Origin of the sequence: Ochrobactrum quorumnocens, assembly GCF_002278035.1 — a bacterium.
GTDB classification, from domain to species: Bacteria; Pseudomonadota; Alphaproteobacteria; order Rhizobiales; family Rhizobiaceae; genus Brucella; species Brucella quorumnocens.
The window spans coordinates 1244183-1259994 of sequence record NZ_CP022603.1; the positions used below are offsets into that span (position 1 = coordinate 1244183).

The window sequence follows — 15812 nt, forward strand, 5'->3', positions numbered from 1 at the left end:
TTATGCTCAATCAAGCAAAGGGGCTCAACTGATGCGTATTGAACGACGCGAGACACGGCCCGTGGCTTTGGTGGCAACCGCTCCGGTTATCGCGGTTCTGGTTGCTTTCGTGCTTGCTGGCCTGTTGATTGCCTGTGCTGGCGCACCAGTGTTCGAATCTTTTCGCCAGATCGCCATTGGAGCATTCGGCAACAAGCTCTCGATCACTGAAACATTGACGCGCGCCACGCCTTTGATGCTGACCGGCCTCGCTGCAGCTGTCGCTTTCCGATCCAGGCTCTGGAATATCGGTGCGGAAGGCCAGTTTTATATGGGCGCTCTTGCAGTGGTCGCGTTCGGTACGCAATTGCAGCTTCCAGCCCCCTTGCTCATTCCGCTTTTGCTGATCGTTGGCGCGATTGCGGGCATGATCTTTCTGCTGATCCCGCTTGGGTTTCGCCTGCGTTTCGGTGTCGATGAAGTCGTGACTACGCTGCTGCTGAACTTCATCGCCGTATTGTTCGTCTCGATGATGATCGAAGGACCGATGAAAGACCCACTTGCCTTTGGCTGGCCGCAGTCAGAACCGGTTCCCGATGCAGCCGTGCTGCCGAAAATCATGGCGGGCATGCGCCTACATATCGGCATCGTGATCGCCATCGCGCTCGCACTCATCATTGCCTATGTGCAGAAGCGCACGGTATTTGGCCTGGAAACCAAGGCAGCTGGTCTTAATCCACGTGCGGCGCGGTTTGCTGGTGTGCCACTTGGAAAAACACTGGTGAAGGTCGCCTGCATCTCCGGCGGTCTTGCTGGCCTTGCCGGTGCAATACAGGTTATGGGTGTGAAGGGCTATGTGACGACCGATCTGTCGCCGGGCTTTGGCTATTCCGGCATCATCGTCGCCATGCTGGCTAATCTCAACCCTATCGGCGCCATCTTTTCGGCCCTCTTTGCCGCCGCCATGTTCGTCGGTGCTGATGGGATGAGCCGTGCTATCGGCATTCCCAGCTTCATTGCTGATGTCACCGTCGCCCTTTCGCTGCTCGCCATGCTGGTCGCATTGTTCTTCACCCAATACAGGATCGCCCGATGAACGAGTTGATGGATATCCTGCTTTCCGCTGGCCTATGGGTCTCGGTGCTGCGCATTGCCACGCCCCTGATTTTTGGCACACTTGGTGCGCTTTATTGCGAACGCGCTGGCGTTCTCAATCTCGGCATCGAAGGTATCATGACCTTTGGCGCTATGATCGGCTGGCTGACGGTCTATAATGGAGCGGACCTTTGGGTAGGTGTGCTTGCCGCTGCGGCTTCCGGCGCGCTGTTCGGCCTGCTTCATGCAGCGCTCACCGTCCCGCTTGGTCTGTCGCAACATGTGGTGGGCTTGGGCATCACGCTTTTTGCATCGAGCCTCAGCTATTTTTTGTTTCGTCTTCTGGTGCCACTGTCTTCGACCCCACCAACGATTACGCCATTCCAGCCGGTTAATCCGTCCTGGCTTGCAGATATTCCGTTTATCGGACAGGTGTTTGGCACACAGACGGCGCTCACCTGGCTTGCCATTCCTCTGGCGCTCCTGCTTGGCTATGTTCTGTTCCGCACGCCGCTCGGCCTTGCTATCCGCATGACCGGCGAAAATCCGCACGCTGCCGAAGCGCAAGGCATCAATCCGATCCGCGTTCGTATTTTCACGATCATGTTTGGCAGCGCCCTGATGGCCGTGGGTGGCGCGTTCCTCACACTCTCTGCATTCAACTCGTTCTTCCCAACCATGATGCAGGGGCGCGGATGGGTATGCATTGCACTCGTCGTATTTGCCTCGTGGAAGCCAGCGCGCGCCCTTCTGGGTGCATTGCTCTTCGCGCTCTTCGACGCGTTCCAGCTGCGCCTACAGACCGTTTATGGCAAGGTCGTGCCATATCAGCTCTTCCTGATGATCCCCTACATCATGTCAATCGTGGCGCTTATCGTGATGGCACGCCGTGCGCGCGTACCACAGGCGCTGATGCAGCCTTATCGCCGCGGTGAAAGATAATCAAAAGGGCGGCTGCAAATTGCAGCCGCCCTTTTGATTTGCGACGTCGATATTATGCGCTAAAGCGCTTCTGACCATCCATCCAGGTTTAACTGACTTTAATCTTGCTGTTCTTTGTCGGGTCAACCTTTGTCGGATCTTCCTCAAGAATTGCAAAATCGACGCATTTGCCTTCTTCGAAACTTCCGACGATATCATCCATTCTGCAATGTTAGGCTGCATCAATGGTTACGCCGCGCAGCGCCTGCTCGACCGGGATACGTTCATCCGGAAAGAACACTTCACCACCATCATTCATGATACCGCAACAGCGTCCTCGACATAGCGCAGCGGCTCAATCGGCGTCACGTTGCAGTCGGAGTGGAAAGAGATACGCAAGCCTTCGGCCAATGCGGTTGCGCAAGGATCGTAGAATTTTGCGCGATCAGGTCCTAGAATTCCATCGCGGAACGCCTTGCCCCACCAACGCACATGTCCGATGAGGAATGACGGCCGCAGTCCCAGCTCTTTTGCCTTTTGCATCTGCTCCTGATGGAAGCTGCTGCAATGCTCAATACGATGACGATGACGATGACGATGACGATGATCGTCGCGTGGCGTTTCCTTCAACACAGTTTCGTAGGCCCCAATCATCGCATCGATCGCGGCATCGCCATTGGCGTGAATACCGACCTGCCAGCCGCCCTGATGCGCCGGCGGATCGCAGCTGTTAGCTGTTCAGGCGTGTAATTCATTGCGCCACGATCATCGGTTCCGAGTTAGTTTTCGCACTGATAGCCGGTGCGTGCCTGATTGGAACCGTCCGCCCAGGCCTTGATATCCTCATAACGATAGAGATCGCTGCCAAATCCCGGCTTGATATTCAATTTCTCCCACTGGTCCATCGCGGTTGAGACCAGCATGCCGCGATATCGGATCGCCAGGTTCTGCGACATGACCTGATCCAGCAGTGCCAGATGCTCCGCCGGTGCCATCATTCCTACGCCGCAGTCATGCAGCGATGTGCTTAAATACAGCTATCAGTTCAGGATTGCAGGCTAAACCCATGGATCGTCATTCCTGTAAATTGGGAATACTTTGCCTTACCCATCAAAAGCAACAAAAAACAAAAATATGCAAATAAAATTAGAAAACCGTCTTTATAATAGAAGTATCTAAAATATTAATCACTTATTATACCGAAAAATTACTTAAATTTTAAAACAAAAAAAACGGCACCCTAAGGCGCCGTTATTTAGTATACATTAAAGCAGGTCAAGCAACACTTGATTTACCGCTCTTTTCAAAGCGCTTGCGCTCATTTGGATCGAGATAGAGCTTACGAAGACGGATCGACTTTGGTGTCACTTCGACGAGTTCGTCGTCCTGAATCCACGACAGAGCGCGTTCCAGCGTCATACGGATCGGAGGTGTCAGCTTCACGGCTTCGTCCTTGCCCGAGGCGCGAACGTTGGTGAGCTTCTTGCCCTTCAATACGTTGACTTCAAGATCGTTATCACGGCTGTGGATGCCGATCAGCATGCCCTGATAAACCTTGACACCAGCGTCAATGATCATCGGGCCACGATCTTCAAGGTTGAAGAGCGCGTAAGCAACCGCTTCACCCTGATCGTTGGAGATCAGAACGCCATTGTTACGGCCCGAGATTTCGCCCTTGTATGGCTGATAATCGTGGAACAGGCGGTTCATGATCGCCGTGCCGCGTGTATCGGTCAGAAGTTCCGACTGATAGCCGATAAGACCACGGGTCGGTGCATAGAAGACCATACGAACGCGGTTGCCGCCCGAAGGACGCAGCTCGACCATTTCGGCCTTGCGCTCGGACATTTTCTGAACAACGGTGCCAGAATATTCTTCATCAACGTCGATGACGACTTCTTCAACCGGCTCAAGCATTTCGCCATTTTCGCCTTCTTTCATGACGACGCGCGGACGCGAAACGCCAAGTTCGAAGCCTTCACGGCGCATGTTTTCGATCAGAACAGCAAGCTGCAATTCGCCACGACCGGAAACGAAGAAGGAATCCTTCTCGCTTGATTCTTCAATCTTGAGCGCAACATTGCCTTCGGCTTCTTTCAGCAAACGATCACGGATAACGCGGCTCGTTACCTTGTCGCCTTCGGTGCCAGCATAAGGGCTGTCATTGACGATGAAGGACATGGTCACTGTTGGTGGATCGATTGGCTGTGCTTCAAGCGGTACGCTTACCGATGGGTCGCAGAACGTGTCAGCAACCGTACCCTTGGAAAGGCCGGCAATAGCAACGATGTCGCCGGCATGGGCTTCATCAATCGCCTGACGCTCAATACCACGGAACGCGAGGATCTTGGAGATACGACCGGTTTCCAGAAGCGAACCGTCCTGACCGAGAACCTTGACAGCCTGGTTGGACTTGACTGAGCCCGAATGAATACGACCCGTGATGATGCGTCCGAGGAACGGATCAGCTTCGAGGATCGTACCAATCATGCTGAACTGACCTTCAGCAACCTTTGGCGCAGGCACGTGCTTGAGAACCAAATCGAACAGTGGTGCCAGACCCTGATCCTGTGGACCTTCCGGGTTCAGCGCCATCCAGCCGTTACGGCCTGAACCGTAAAGGATCGGGAAGTCAAGCTGCTCGTCGGTCGCATCAAGATTTGCGAAGAGGTCGAACACTTCGTTGATGACTTCTTCATGACGACCATCCGGACGGTCGATCTTGTTGATCGCAACGATCGGACGCAAGCCAACCTTGAGCGCCTTGCCAACAACGAACTTCGTCTGTGGCATTGGGCCTTCAGCAGCGTCAACGAGAACGATAGCGCCGTCCACCATCGAAAGGATACGCTCAACTTCACCGCCGAAGTCGGCGTGGCCTGGCGTGTCGACGATGTTGATACGGGTGTTCTTCCAGACAACCGAGGTCGCTTTTGCAAGAATCGTGATCCCGCGCTCGCGCTCGATATCGTTGGAGTCCATCATGCGTTCGGCAACGCGCTGATTGTCACGGAAAGAGCCGGACTGCTTCAGCAGTTCGTCGACCAGTGTGGTTTTGCCATGATCGACGTGTGCGATAATAGCGATATTACGCAATTCCATATGGAGATCACTTCTATATGAGTTGGGAGCCGCGCCAAGATAGATGCACGGAAAATCAATGGGGCGCTCTTACAGGTTTTTTTGCGTTTTAGAAAGGGGCAGCGCGAAACTGCCCCTCAATTAACCCGAAAAGGCCGGATTTATTTGCTTTTTTACACTGCCATTCTGACAGTTTTTTGAATTTCTTTGGCATGTTGTTATCGAAAAACCGGTTGCCACTTTTTCGCCACATGCCTCAAACTCATAAAAGCGTTCCGGAAAGAATGACCAGCGCGACGCTGAAATAGATCACGAGGCCAGTCACATCGACCAAAGTGGCAACAAAGGGGGCCGATGCGCTGGCTGGATCAAAGCCAAGTCGTTTGAGAATGAATGGCAGCATTGAACCCGTTACCGAGCCGAATGTCACGATGCAGACCAGCGCCATGCCGACAGTTGCGCCCACCAGAATCCAGTGCTCGCCGTAATCGTAAATGCCGAGCTTTTGCCATAGCGCGATACGCATCATACCAATCAAGCCCAGAAAACTGCCCAGCGCCAAACCAGTCGGCACTTCGCGGATCGCGACCCGCCACCAGTCTTTCAGCCTGACTTCCTGAAGCGCAAGCGCGCGGATGATCAGCGAAGTTGCCTGCGAGCCGGAATTGCCGCCCGAAGACATGATCAGCGGAATGAACAGCGTCAATACGAGTGCTTTTTCCAGCTCCAGTTCAAAATGCTGCATGGCACTTGCGGTTAGCATTTCGCCCAGGAACAGGATGCCCAGCCAGCCAGCACGCTTCTTCAGCATCTCGCCAAAACCGATACGCATATAAGGCTTGTCGAGCGCTTCCATACCACCGAAACGATAAGCGTCTTCGCTCGCTTCTTCTGTCATGGCATCCAGCACATCATCGACAGTTACGATGCCGATGATGTGACGGCTGTCATCAACGACAGGAACAGCCAACAAGTCGTGCTTACGGAACAGGCGCGCGACGTCCTCGCGATCCGCATGCGGCGAGATCGTGATCGGATCATCATCGCGAGCAAGCGACAAGATCGGCTCGTCCAGTTCACGAATAATCAGACGGCGCAAGCTGACGACACCTAGCAAAACGCGGGTTTCAGGATCGACAACGTAGATTGCGTAAACAGTCTCACGCGTGCGCTCAACCTTACGGATATGGTCGAGCGTCTGCCCGACATTCCAATTCGAAGGCACAGTGATGAATTCGATGGTCATCAAGCTACCAGCCGTGTTTGGCGGATAGCCCATGAGCTTTTTCAGCGCGGCCTTGGTTTCAGGCGCGAGAATGGGAAACAGACGTGCGCGGTCAGCATCTTCCAGTTCCTGAAAGACGTCGGTTGCACGGTCAGCGGACATGCCATCAAGCAACAGGCTGGCAGTATTTGGCGGAAGCGTTGCCAAAATTTCAGTCGCCCGTTCCAGCTCTGGCTGGTCGAGAAGGCGGATAGCGTCTTCGTGGGAGAGCTGAGCGATGACTGCGATTGCATCATCAGCATCCAGTTCATTGACGATCTCGACCGCATCGCCCGTGCGAATATCAGCGAGGCGGCTGGCAATTGCTGCAGCAGGGAGGTCGGCAACATTGAGCACTTCAGAGACGAAGTTGTTGTCGGGCTTAAGGCCGGTCATGGGGGCTTGCCTTTCTGTCGATCCGCCGTCAAAGACAGACCGTGCAAGCCGACCTCAAGCGATCAGATCACGAACTGCCTTGACGGCTGAAACAATCGACTGTGACTGTCGCTGGGCATAAGAGAATAAAGCTCCGGTTGAAATGCGGCCAGATAAATGCGGCTGCGAGCGTGATGTGCCCCCGACAGCCATCAAAGTCAAGCCCCGGCAAGCGATGATGAAAGCTTTTTCATGCTCGTTTCAAGTTGCCTGCTGCAAACGCAACCACAACAGGAAAGCAATCGCAGCAATGAAACCAAGAGCCGGGATCAGCGTTGCAAAAGCAATCACCGGATCACCCATAAGAGCTGCGATTGTGCCGCCCGCGAGTCCGCCTCCCATTTGAAAGAAACCCATCATTGCGGACGCAGCACCCGCCATTTTGGGAAACGGTGCCATGCCCGCTGATGTCATCACAGGCATCACCAGTGCAACGCCAAAAGCAAAGAGCGCCATCGGCAGCATGACGAGCAAATAGGACGGCTCGAAAATGCGCAGCAGCGTTGCGATAAGAATACTGGCAATGACCATAGCTACATATCCTGCCGCGGTAAGCTGGCGCGGCTGATAGACCCGCATCAACCGCCGAAACAGCAGGCTGCCCGCAAAATAGCAGCTCGTTTGCAGAAGCAGTGCCATGCCAAATTGCGTGGCTGTCATGCCCACGCGCCCCATCAGGATGAAGGGCAGAATGGTCGCCGCGGTGTAAAGCCCGCCAGTCGTGCCACCGACCCCAACGCTTGCATAAATGAACTGACGACTGGTCAACAGCGTGCGGTAAGAGCGGAGCAATTCGTTCGGTCGAATCCGGCTAAGATCACGGGTGACCGTTTCCTTGATGATAAAGATCGCCATCAGGACAACCAGAATGCCCAAGCAGACCATCACGATGAAAATCGCCTGCCAGCCGAAAAGCTCCATGGTGAAACCACCCAATGTCGGTGCCACAGCAGGTCCCACTGCGATGACAATACCGATGAGGTTCATCACACGGGCCGATGCTTCGTGGGTGAAAAGATCACGTACGATTGCGCGTGAAATCGTGACCCCAACAGCCGCTCCCACGCCTTGCAGAAATCGTGCGATCAGCAACATATCGATAGTGGTCGAGAACAGCGCCAAAACGCTCGCAGCCAGATAAATGACCATAAAGGCAATTGTGATCGGCCTGCGTCCGAAACCATCCGACAACGGCCCGCAGATAAGCTGCGAAAAGCAGAAGCCCGCGAGATAGACCGATATGGTAAGCTTGACCAGCGCCTCTGTCGTACCGAATGCATGGACGATTTCAGTCATGGCGGGCGTATAAAGCGCCATCGACATCAGGCCTAACGCGGCCAGAAGACCACCAATAACACCGACCCGCAACTCGCTCATCACTGGCTTCGCATCTGGGGCTGTGCGATGATCAGGCGCCACATTCATGGATTGCAACAATCGCTCTCTGCCCGACATCGGCGGAAAACCCGCAACCAGAGGCCTAGTATTTGAATAAATAAGTGCCCGCACTTTCATGCGAGCAAGCCATCTTTCATCCCTATTGTCTGTATGGGGCACGGTCAAGCAAAGGCTCATTCGCGAACCGAAAGCTTGGGAAATACCCTTGCCCCAACGACACTGAACTCCTAAGTCTGGTGCATATCGAATTCATTTGATCCGGAGTTTTCTCATGTCCGCCAAGCCCACCTACAATCACGCACTGACCGAATGGAATGGACCTCTGGAGCTGCCGGATTTTGCCGCATTCAAGGATGATGATTTCGCACCGGCTTTTGACGCAGCACTTGCGGAAGATCTTGCCGAGGTGGAAGCCATTGCCAACGAAACCACTGAGCCGACTATTAAAAATGCGTTGAAGGCTCTGCAGCTGACCGGCAAATCTCTCGACCGCGTATCTTCGATTTTCTGGATGCGTGCTGGCGCGCATAGCAACGACGATATCCAGGCGCTTGAGCGCGAGATCGCTCCGAAAATGTCGCGTCATTACTCTCGCATCATGATGGACCCGGCGCTGTTTGCGCGCATCGATGCGCTTTATGACAATCGCGACCACCTTGATCTTGATGTTGAAACCAAGCGCGTGCTGGAAAAGACGTGGAAAGGTTTTGTCCGTTCTGGTGCCAGGCTTGATGAAGCTGGCAAAAAGGAACTGGCAGGCATCAATGAAAAGCTTGCCGGGCTTGGTGCGCGCTTTGGCCAGAATGTGTTAAAGGATGAATCAAGTTGGGCGCTCTTCATCACCGATGAAGCCGACCTCGCAGGGCTTCCGGATTTTCTGAAGAACGCGATGCAAAGTGTCGCCGCTGAACGTGGTCAGCCCGACGCATGGGCGGTTACACTGTCACGCTCGATTGTCGAGCCATTCCTTTCATTCTCGGAAAACCGCGAGCTGCGCGAACGGGCCTTCAATGCGTGGGGAAAACGCGGCGAAAATGGCGGCGACAGCGACAATCGGGAGATCGTGCGCGAGATGGTGGAACTACGCGAGCGCAAGGCGCATCTGCTCGGCTACTCGAATTTCGCAGCTTACAAGCTCGATGACACCATGGCCAAGACACCGAAAGCTGTTATGGAGCTGCTGGAACCTGTCTGGGACAAGGCTCGCGCCAAAGCGCACGAAGAAGAAATCGAACTAGAGCGGCTGATTGTGGCCGATGGTGGCAACCACAAGGTTGCGCCATGGGACTGGCGCTTTTATGCCGAAAAGCTTCGTGCCGAGCGTTTTGCTTTCGATGAAGCGGAACTCAAGCCATATTTGCAGCTCGAAAAAATCATTGAAGCAAGTTTCGATGTTGCGACCCGTCTTTTCGGCATTCGCTTTGAAGAGAAGAAAGGCATCGCCACCTGGCACCCTGATGTACGGGTGTTTCAGGTCCTGAATGCGGATGGCAGCGAACGCGGTCTTTTCCTTGGCGATTATTTTGCCCGTACCTCCAAGCGTTCTGGTGCTTGGATGAGCGCATTGCAATCGAGCCATAAACTTGATGCCGGACAGAAGCCGTTCATCTACAATGTGATGAATTTTGCAAAGCCAAAGGCTGGTGAACCCGCCCTGCTTTCACTGGATGATGCGCGAACACTGTTTCATGAGTTCGGCCATGCGCTGCATGGGCTCCTGTCTGATGTGACCTGGCCTGCAGTATCCGGCACCGCCGTTTCGCGCGACTTCGTCGAACTGCCATCGCAGCTTTATGAGCATTGGCTGACTGTGCCAGCCGTATTGGAAAAATATGCCGTGCATTATCGCACGGGTGAGGCCATGCCAAAGGCATTGCTCGACAAGGTACTTGCAGCGCGTTCATTCAATGCTGGTTTCAACACAGTCGAGTTCACCTCATCCGCTCTTGTCGATATGGCGTTCCACACAGGGAAGGAAAAGATCGCAGATCCGCTGGCTTTTGAGGCCGCAACGCTGAAAAAGCTGTCGATGCCTGATGCCATCATCATGCGCCACCGCACGCCGCACTTCACTCACGTTTTCTCTGGCGACGGCTACTCAGCCGGTTATTATTCCTACATGTGGTCGGAAGTGCTGGATGCAGATGCTTTCTCGGCTTTTGAGGAAACCGGAGACGCTTTCAATCCAGAACTGGCGGCAAAGCTCAAGCAATATATCTATTCAGCTGGCGGCAGTCGCGATCCGGAAGAGCTGTACAAAGCGTTCCGCGGCAAGATGCCGACACCCGATGCGATGATTGAAAAACGTGGATTGAATTAGGAACATGTTTCCAAAAAGTGGGCACCGATTTTTGGATAAAGGCATGCATTTTCAATGGAAAGGCCGGCAAACCGGCCTTTTTCAGTTCTTGTGGTTGAGAATATTTACAAGTCGCCCGTAAGGATCACGCACAAAGAAACGGCGCACGCCCCATTCTTCATCGCTCGGTCCATATTCGACGGCAAAGCCAGCAGCGATCATCCGCTCAAGCACCGCATCAACCTCATCGACCTCGATGGAAAGGTCAGGCACTGGCGTGCCCGATCCGCCTTCGGTGGCAAAACTGATCTGCACCCGCGCGTCCGCATCAGCGGCATAGGTCACGATCCAGCCGTGATCCATCACCACATCGAGTTCCAGCACGTCTCCATAGAAACGCTTCGCGGCCGACAGATTATCAGCGGCTACATTGGAAACGATGCGGCGCACGGCCATCAATATTCGCCGAGCTTGATGTCTGGCGTGTAGTCGACGCCGTCGACTTCTTTCACCACTGGCTGACCGCAATGCAGAACACCCGTTGCCGCGTTGAATGCATAGGTCGGGGAGCCGTAAAGCTGCCAACCCTTGTTCAGCGCTGCGGTAACGCGGTGGCAGAATGCAGAATCGTCTGGACCAGTGATGAAACGATAGAGCTTCATAGTCTTTCTTCCTTTGTCATGATTATGAATTGGATTTCGCGAGCAAACGCTCAGCCATTTCGAGATGCAGGCGCTCGACCATCTGGCCGTCCAGCGACACAACGCCCTTATCCGCATTTTCTGGTTGTGCGAAGGCGGTAATCACTGCGCGGGCATGCGCAACATCTTCGTCTGATGGTGAAAAGGCCCGGTTGGCCGCTTCAATTTGCGAAGGATGAATGAGCGTCTTGCCGTCGAAGCCCATCAGAGCTGCCTGCATGCACTCGGCTTCATAGCCAACGTCGTCACAAAAGTCGTTATAAACGCCATCAAGCACATCAATACCGCCAGCGCGTGCCGCGAGAATGATCTGCATAAGCCATGGAATAAGATACGGCCGCCCGGTTTGCTGGCGTACACCAGTCGCCCGCGCAATATCGTTCGGCCCAACCACAAAACAGCCGAGCCTTGCCGCAGAACGATGTCCGAGAACTGCAATTTCATCTGCATTGAGAATTCCACGCGGCGTTTCGATCATTGCCCAGACACGCACATCGAGATCAGCATCGTTGCGATCAAGCCGGTTCGCCGTATCGATAATATCCTGCGGCCGCTCCACCTTCGGCAGAAGCACGGCGCCAGCCCCGATTTTAGCCGCGGCAGTTACGTCAGCCTTGCCCCATTCCGTATCAGCGGCATTGACCCGCACCACCCGCTCAAAACCGACCTTCGGATGCTCTGCAAAATGTGCAGCAAGCGCGCCGCGCGCAGTTGTTTTAGCCTCTGGCGCGACGGAATCTTCAAGATCGTAAATCACGCAATCAGCTGCAAGCGTCAGTGACTTTTCAAGCGCACGACTATTGGAAGCAGGCACGAACAATACAGAACGACGCGGACGAGCAATTGTTTTCATACACAATTTGTGCACTGAACGACGCCAAGGTGCAAGCGCCATCCCCACACATTCATGGGACTTGAATTCCGCATCATGGCTGCCTATTTTCCAGCCATCGGTTGGAATGCACCTGCCGCCCGCAGCCTTTGGCCATGGTAAAGCATTCTGGTTTTCGTTTTTGTTCCGGTGACGGCAGAAACGGCAATGCGGGCACCCGTTCATGAAAACGCCGCTCACAATCAGGAGCGAAAACAATGACCACAGCAAGTGCTGGGCAAATGACGACTGACTTCAAGCATCAGGCCCGTAGATTACGTCAGGCTTTAGGCGAAGAAGGTATCACCATCAGCCACGGAAAGGCGCTCGACCTCGTCGCCCGCCAATCGGGTACGCGTGACTGGAATACGCTGGCTGCCACAAGCCACGAAAACAAAGATGGGATGCCCGTTCAGGACGACACAGCACCATATCGCGTTGGACAACATGTCTCTGGCATGTTCCACACTACGCCTTTCCATGCGCGCATCGTGGGTGTGGAAGAAACAATCAAGCGTGACTTGTGGCGCATCACGCTGCAGTTCGAACCTGCGATCAATGTCGCAGTTTCACCGAACCTGTCGATTTTGCGCAGACGCTTTACCGTTGTAATGGGTGCTGATGGTAAGTCGCGCCGCCTCACAGGTGTCGAGGCTGGTGGTATTGCGCTGAAGCTTTAAACACAATGGCGGCCTGTTCCATGAAGAGGCCGCCAAAGCATGTTGCAGTTAAATGGCTCATTTAGCGTTCGCGAACATGCGACAATTTAAAGAATCTCGAGCGATGGGTGCAATTAAACGCGAAACGCTCTAGGTTGCGACCTATTGGGCACTTGTGGCCAGAAACATTGACTCTGTGTCATGCTGATGTAAACCAGTCTTCAAATTTGCAAATACCAAACTGACAGGCTCCAGATATGGATAAGTTCACCAAGCTCACGGGCGTTGCCGCCCCTCTGCCGATCGTCAATATCGATACGGACATGATTATCCCTAAGGATTATCTGAAGACGATCAAGCGCACGGGTCTGAGCAAGGGGCTGTTTGCTGAAATGCGCTTCAACGAAGACGGAACCGAAAACCCGGATTTCGTGCTGAACAAGCCTGGCTATCGCAATGCCCAGATTCTGGTTGCTGGCGATAATTTTGGTTGTGGCTCTTCGCGTGAACATGCGCCATGGGCACTGCTTGATTTCGGCATTCGGTGCGTAATTTCGACTTCTTTCGCCGACATCTTCTACAACAACTGCTTCAAGAACGGCATTCTGCCGATCAAGGTGAGCCAGGAAGATCTCGACAAGCTGATGGACGATGCTTCGCGCGGTGCCAATGCAACGCTGACGATCGACCTTGACGCCAAGGAAATTCACGGCCCCGATGGTGGCACGATTTCCTTCGACCTCGACGACTTCAAGCGTCACTGCCTGCTCAATGGTCTCGATGACATCGGTCTGACCATGGAAAAGGCAACCAGCATCGACACGTTCGAGGCACAGAACGCCCAACAGCGTCCCTGGGCATAATGGCTTTTAGTATTACAAGCTTATTGCCAGAGAGTCCGGCGGCCTGAATCATTGAATAGGACCCGGTTGGCTGAAATGGCCCGAGAAGATCAAAGCGGCGACTGGGCGGGACGCCTCTCGCCCTCGCTTGATGAAGTCGAATCCATTGCGATCGAAGCGTTAGCGCATCTTCCGCAGGAATTCCGCGCGCTTTGCGGTGACATCATCATTCAGATCGCTGATTTCCCTGAAGAACAGATCATCGAAGACCTTGGTCTGGAAACGCCTTTCGATCTTCTTGGCCTGTTTGAAGGTGTGGGCATTGGTGAGCGTTTCAGCCTGCAAACGGGGGATAGCCCGAACCGCATCACACTTTTCCGTCGCGCCATTCTCGACTACTGGTCTGAGCACGAAGAAACGCTCGGCGATATCATCACCCACGTGCTCATTCACGAAATTGGCCACCATTTCGGCCTTTCAGATGACGATATGGAAGCTCTCGAAGCGCATGCTGATTAGAGCAACACGGACGTGATGAATGGCTGCATTTTGTCACATCGGACCAAAATGGTGACAATTTCGACGTTTTTTCCGTAGATTTCGATACAATCGCATACAGATATTGCTTGGCCGGAATGATATAGCTTCTCACAAAGCAATAAGAGTAGCGATCATGAGCATGTCCCCGGCCATCTACCAGCTTCTCCTCGTTTACACGACGTATGTCATTGCCGCTGGCAGCCCCGGCCCAAGCAATATGCGCATTATGGGCGTCGCCATGAATCAAGGTCGAAAGGCGGGACTTATGTTCGCCGCCGGTGTTGTGACCGGCTCGATCTTCTGGGACTTGATGGCTGCGACTGGCGTTTCGGCCATCCTCACACGCTTCGCGGAAGCACTGATTGTTCTTAAAATCTTCGGCGGTCTTTATCTGCTCTATCTGGCCTTCAAGGCCGGACGTGCCGCCATGACATCCGATGAAAAAATCGCGGCCCGAGCGCCGAATGGTGGCGCATTTCTCTCAGGCGGCGAACTTTACCGACGTGGATTGCTGATGCATCTCTCCAATCCCAAATCCATTTTGTCCTGGATTGCCTTGGTGACACTCGGTCTTGGCACCAACTCGTCATGGTCTCATTTGGCTGCTTTTCTTGGCGGTTGCATTGTGCTTAGCATCACCATTTTCTGCGGCTACGCTATTGTGTTTTCAACTGCACCCATGGTGCGCCTATATCGGAACGCCCGCCGCTGGATCGAAGGTGTACTGGCAGCCGTCTTTGCACTTGCCGGTATTCGTCTGCTTCTGTCACGCTGAACCTGTTTGAGAAACGAGACGCTACATGAAACTCTTCAAGGGCCTTTCCGCTTTCCCGATCACGCCATTTGATGCAAAAGGCAATCTCATGGAGGAGACGCTGTGCCGTTTCCTTGAGCGCATTCACGCAGCAGGCGCAGATTCAATCGGACTTCTCGGAAGCACCGGCGGATATGCCTTTCTCACACGCGAACAGCGGCAACGCACGGTTCAGACGGCCGTTAAATGCGTTGGCGGGAAGACACCGATCATCGTTGGCGTGGGCGCATTGCGCACCGATGAAGCACAGGCCTTGGCACGTGATGCGGAAAATGCTGACGCTGATGGGCTTTTGCTTGCTCCGGTATCCTATACGCCACTGACCCAAGACGAAGTCTTCCAACACTTCCATGCAGTGGCTGAAACAACCGCACTGCCGCTTTGCATCTATAACAATCCCGGCACCACCAAGTTCGTGTTCAGTGATGAACTGATCGTGCAACTGGCGCATGTCAAAAATATCAAGGCGATTAAAATGCCATTGCCTACGAATGGCGATTACGGTGCGGCGCTTTCAAAACTGCGCTCTGAAACGCCAGGCGACTTTTCAATTGGCTATAGCGGTGACTGGGGTACAAAAGACGCGCTTCTCGCAGGTTGCGATGCCTTTTATAGCGTCATCGCCGGTCTTCTACCTGCCGAAGCTTTGGCTCTAACGCGTGCAGCACAGGCAGGTAACACGGTTGAAGCAGAACTCATCAATGCGGCGTTTGAGCCGCTCTGGGAATTGTTTAAAACTTTCGGCAGCTTCCGTGTCATGTATGTGATTGCTGACCTTCTTGGCCTTGCGAAGATAGAACCGCCGCGCCCCATTCTGCCATTGGCAGTAGACGTACATGGGCAAGTGGAAGCGGCACTCGCTAAAATCAAAGCGCTGAAATACTGATGTTAGAGCGCTCTTTCTTCGATTAGA

At 53.8% G+C, this 15812-nt stretch carries 17 protein-coding genes; 9 read left to right on the top strand and 8 right to left on the bottom strand.

Annotated elements, in window-relative coordinates; genetic code table 11:
• Positions 1-31 precede the first annotated feature (31 nt).
• A complete protein-coding gene (locus CES85_RS05865; protein ID WP_095445027.1) occupies positions 32-1075 on the top strand; it encodes an ABC transporter permease in 1044 nt (347 codons plus the stop codon).
• Positions 1072-2016 carry an ABC transporter permease gene (locus CES85_RS05870; protein WP_095445028.1) on the top strand — a complete coding sequence of 315 codons (945 nt, stop codon included), beginning with the start codon at positions 1072-1074 and terminating at the stop codon, positions 2014-2016. The genes CES85_RS05865 and CES85_RS05870 overlap by 4 nt, the downstream gene beginning before the upstream one ends.
• A 294-nt stretch (positions 2017-2310) precedes the next feature.
• On the opposite strand, the gene CES85_RS27715 is transcribed toward CES85_RS05870, so the two are convergent.
• A complete protein-coding gene (locus CES85_RS27715) occupies positions 2311-2649 on the bottom strand; it encodes an amidohydrolase family protein (protein WP_244923160.1) in 339 nt (112 codons plus the stop codon).
• On the opposite strand from CES85_RS27715, the gene CES85_RS27720 reads away from it, so the two are divergent.
• Positions 2563-2745, top strand: coding sequence for a hypothetical protein (locus CES85_RS27720; protein WP_244923258.1), 183 nt, complete (start codon positions 2563-2565; stop codon positions 2743-2745). The genes CES85_RS27715 and CES85_RS27720 overlap by 87 nt on opposite strands.
• 29 nt (positions 2746-2774) lie before the next feature.
• Here CES85_RS27720 and CES85_RS27725 read toward each other — a convergent pair whose 3' ends face one another.
• The 4 genes from CES85_RS27725 to CES85_RS05890 form a co-directional block, all read right to left on the bottom strand.
• On the bottom strand, positions 2775-2993 hold the full coding sequence (locus CES85_RS27725; protein ID WP_244923161.1) for a hypothetical protein: 219 nt from the start codon (positions 2991-2993) through the stop codon (positions 2775-2777).
• Positions 2994-3270: 277 nt separating this feature from the next.
• Entirely contained in the window at positions 3271-5097 is a 1827-nt protein-coding gene (gene typA, locus CES85_RS05880; RefSeq protein ID WP_095445029.1) for a translational GTPase TypA, read from the bottom strand.
• 241 nt (positions 5098-5338) lie between these two features.
• A complete protein-coding gene (mgtE, locus tag CES85_RS05885) occupies positions 5339-6736 on the bottom strand; it encodes a magnesium transporter (RefSeq protein ID WP_095445030.1) in 1398 nt (465 codons plus the stop codon).
• Between the two features lie 240 nt (positions 6737-6976).
• Complete coding sequence (locus tag CES85_RS05890; protein WP_342352136.1) at positions 6977-8230, bottom strand: multidrug effflux MFS transporter; 1254 nt, start codon at positions 8228-8230, stop codon at positions 6977-6979.
• A gap of 214 nt (positions 8231-8444) precedes the next feature.
• Between CES85_RS05890 and CES85_RS05895 the strand changes: the two genes are divergently transcribed.
• Entirely contained in the window at positions 8445-10493 is a 2049-nt protein-coding gene (locus tag CES85_RS05895) for a M3 family metallopeptidase (RefSeq protein WP_095445032.1), read from the top strand.
• A gap of 81 nt (positions 10494-10574) precedes the next feature.
• Here CES85_RS05895 and CES85_RS05900 read toward each other — a convergent pair whose 3' ends face one another.
• From CES85_RS05900 to CES85_RS05910, 3 genes are read right to left on the bottom strand one after another with little or no spacing between them, the layout of a single operon-like run.
• Complete coding sequence (locus CES85_RS05900) at positions 10575-10928, bottom strand: VOC family protein (RefSeq protein WP_095445033.1); 354 nt, start codon at positions 10926-10928, stop codon at positions 10575-10577.
• Entirely contained in the window at positions 10928-11134 is a 207-nt protein-coding gene (locus tag CES85_RS05905) for a DUF1737 domain-containing protein (RefSeq protein WP_007877777.1), read from the bottom strand. Before CES85_RS05905 ends, CES85_RS05900 begins: the two co-directional genes overlap by 1 nt.
• Before the next feature lie 22 nt (positions 11135-11156).
• On the bottom strand, positions 11157-12026 hold the full coding sequence (locus CES85_RS05910; protein WP_095445724.1) for an HpcH/HpaI aldolase/citrate lyase family protein: 870 nt from the start codon (positions 12024-12026) through the stop codon (positions 11157-11159).
• A 236-nt stretch (positions 12027-12262) separates the two neighbouring features.
• Between CES85_RS05910 and CES85_RS05915 the strand changes: the two genes are divergently transcribed.
• From CES85_RS05915 to CES85_RS05935, 5 genes are all read left to right on the top strand, one after another.
• Positions 12263-12724: a glyoxalase superfamily protein gene (locus tag CES85_RS05915; protein WP_095445034.1), complete on the top strand. Its 462-nt coding sequence runs from the start codon at positions 12263-12265 to the stop codon at positions 12722-12724.
• A 236-nt stretch (positions 12725-12960) separates the two neighbouring features.
• A complete protein-coding gene (gene leuD, locus CES85_RS05920) occupies positions 12961-13566 on the top strand; it encodes a 3-isopropylmalate dehydratase small subunit (RefSeq protein WP_095445035.1) in 606 nt (201 codons plus the stop codon).
• 75 nt (positions 13567-13641) lie between these two features.
• On the top strand, positions 13642-14064 hold the full coding sequence (locus tag CES85_RS05925) for a metallopeptidase family protein (protein WP_095445036.1): 423 nt from the start codon (positions 13642-13644) through the stop codon (positions 14062-14064).
• 154 nt (positions 14065-14218) lie between these two features.
• Positions 14219-14860: a LysE family translocator gene (locus CES85_RS05930; RefSeq protein WP_434063347.1), complete on the top strand. Its 642-nt coding sequence runs from the start codon at positions 14219-14221 to the stop codon at positions 14858-14860.
• Positions 14861-14885: 25 nt separating this feature from the next.
• Complete coding sequence (locus CES85_RS05935; RefSeq protein WP_095445037.1) at positions 14886-15785, top strand: dihydrodipicolinate synthase family protein; 900 nt, start codon at positions 14886-14888, stop codon at positions 15783-15785.
• The last annotated feature ends 27 nt before the right edge of the window (positions 15786-15812 follow it).

Coding starts and splice junctions, on each gene's coding strand:
- CES85_RS05865 (WP_095445027.1), top strand. CDS start 32: ATGCGTATTGAACGACGCGAGACACGGCCCGTGGCTTTGGTGGCAACC.
- CES85_RS05870 (WP_095445028.1), top strand. CDS start 1,072: ATGAACGAGTTGATGGATATCCTGCTTTCCGCTGGCCTATGGGTCTCG.
- CES85_RS27720 (WP_244923258.1), top strand. CDS start 2,563: ATGCTCAATACGATGACGATGACGATGACGATGACGATGATCGTCGCG.
- CES85_RS27715 (WP_244923160.1), bottom strand. CDS start 2,649: ATGATTGGGGCCTACGAAACTGTGTTGAAGGAAACGCCACGCGACGAT.
- CES85_RS27725 (WP_244923161.1), bottom strand. CDS start 2,993: ATGATGGCACCGGCGGAGCATCTGGCACTGCTGGATCAGGTCATGTCG.
- typA (WP_095445029.1), bottom strand. CDS start 5,097: ATGGAATTGCGTAATATCGCTATTATCGCACACGTCGATCATGGCAAA.
- mgtE (WP_095445030.1), bottom strand. CDS start 6,736: ATGACCGGCCTTAAGCCCGACAACAACTTCGTCTCTGAAGTGCTCAAT.
- CES85_RS05890 (WP_342352136.1), bottom strand. CDS start 8,230: ATGTCGGGCAGAGAGCGATTGTTGCAATCCATGAATGTGGCGCCTGAT.
- CES85_RS05895 (WP_095445032.1), top strand. CDS start 8,445: ATGTCCGCCAAGCCCACCTACAATCACGCACTGACCGAATGGAATGGA.
- CES85_RS05900 (WP_095445033.1), bottom strand. CDS start 10,928: ATGGCCGTGCGCCGCATCGTTTCCAATGTAGCCGCTGATAATCTGTCG.
- CES85_RS05905 (WP_007877777.1), bottom strand. CDS start 11,134: ATGAAGCTCTATCGTTTCATCACTGGTCCAGACGATTCTGCATTCTGC.
- CES85_RS05910 (WP_095445724.1), bottom strand. CDS start 12,026: ATGAAAACAATTGCTCGTCCGCGTCGTTCTGTATTGTTCGTGCCTGCT.
- CES85_RS05915 (WP_095445034.1), top strand. CDS start 12,263: ATGACCACAGCAAGTGCTGGGCAAATGACGACTGACTTCAAGCATCAG.
- leuD (WP_095445035.1), top strand. CDS start 12,961: ATGGATAAGTTCACCAAGCTCACGGGCGTTGCCGCCCCTCTGCCGATC.
- CES85_RS05925 (WP_095445036.1), top strand. CDS start 13,642: ATGGCCCGAGAAGATCAAAGCGGCGACTGGGCGGGACGCCTCTCGCCC.
- CES85_RS05930 (WP_434063347.1), top strand. CDS start 14,219: ATGAGCATGTCCCCGGCCATCTACCAGCTTCTCCTCGTTTACACGACG.
- CES85_RS05935 (WP_095445037.1), top strand. CDS start 14,886: ATGAAACTCTTCAAGGGCCTTTCCGCTTTCCCGATCACGCCATTTGAT.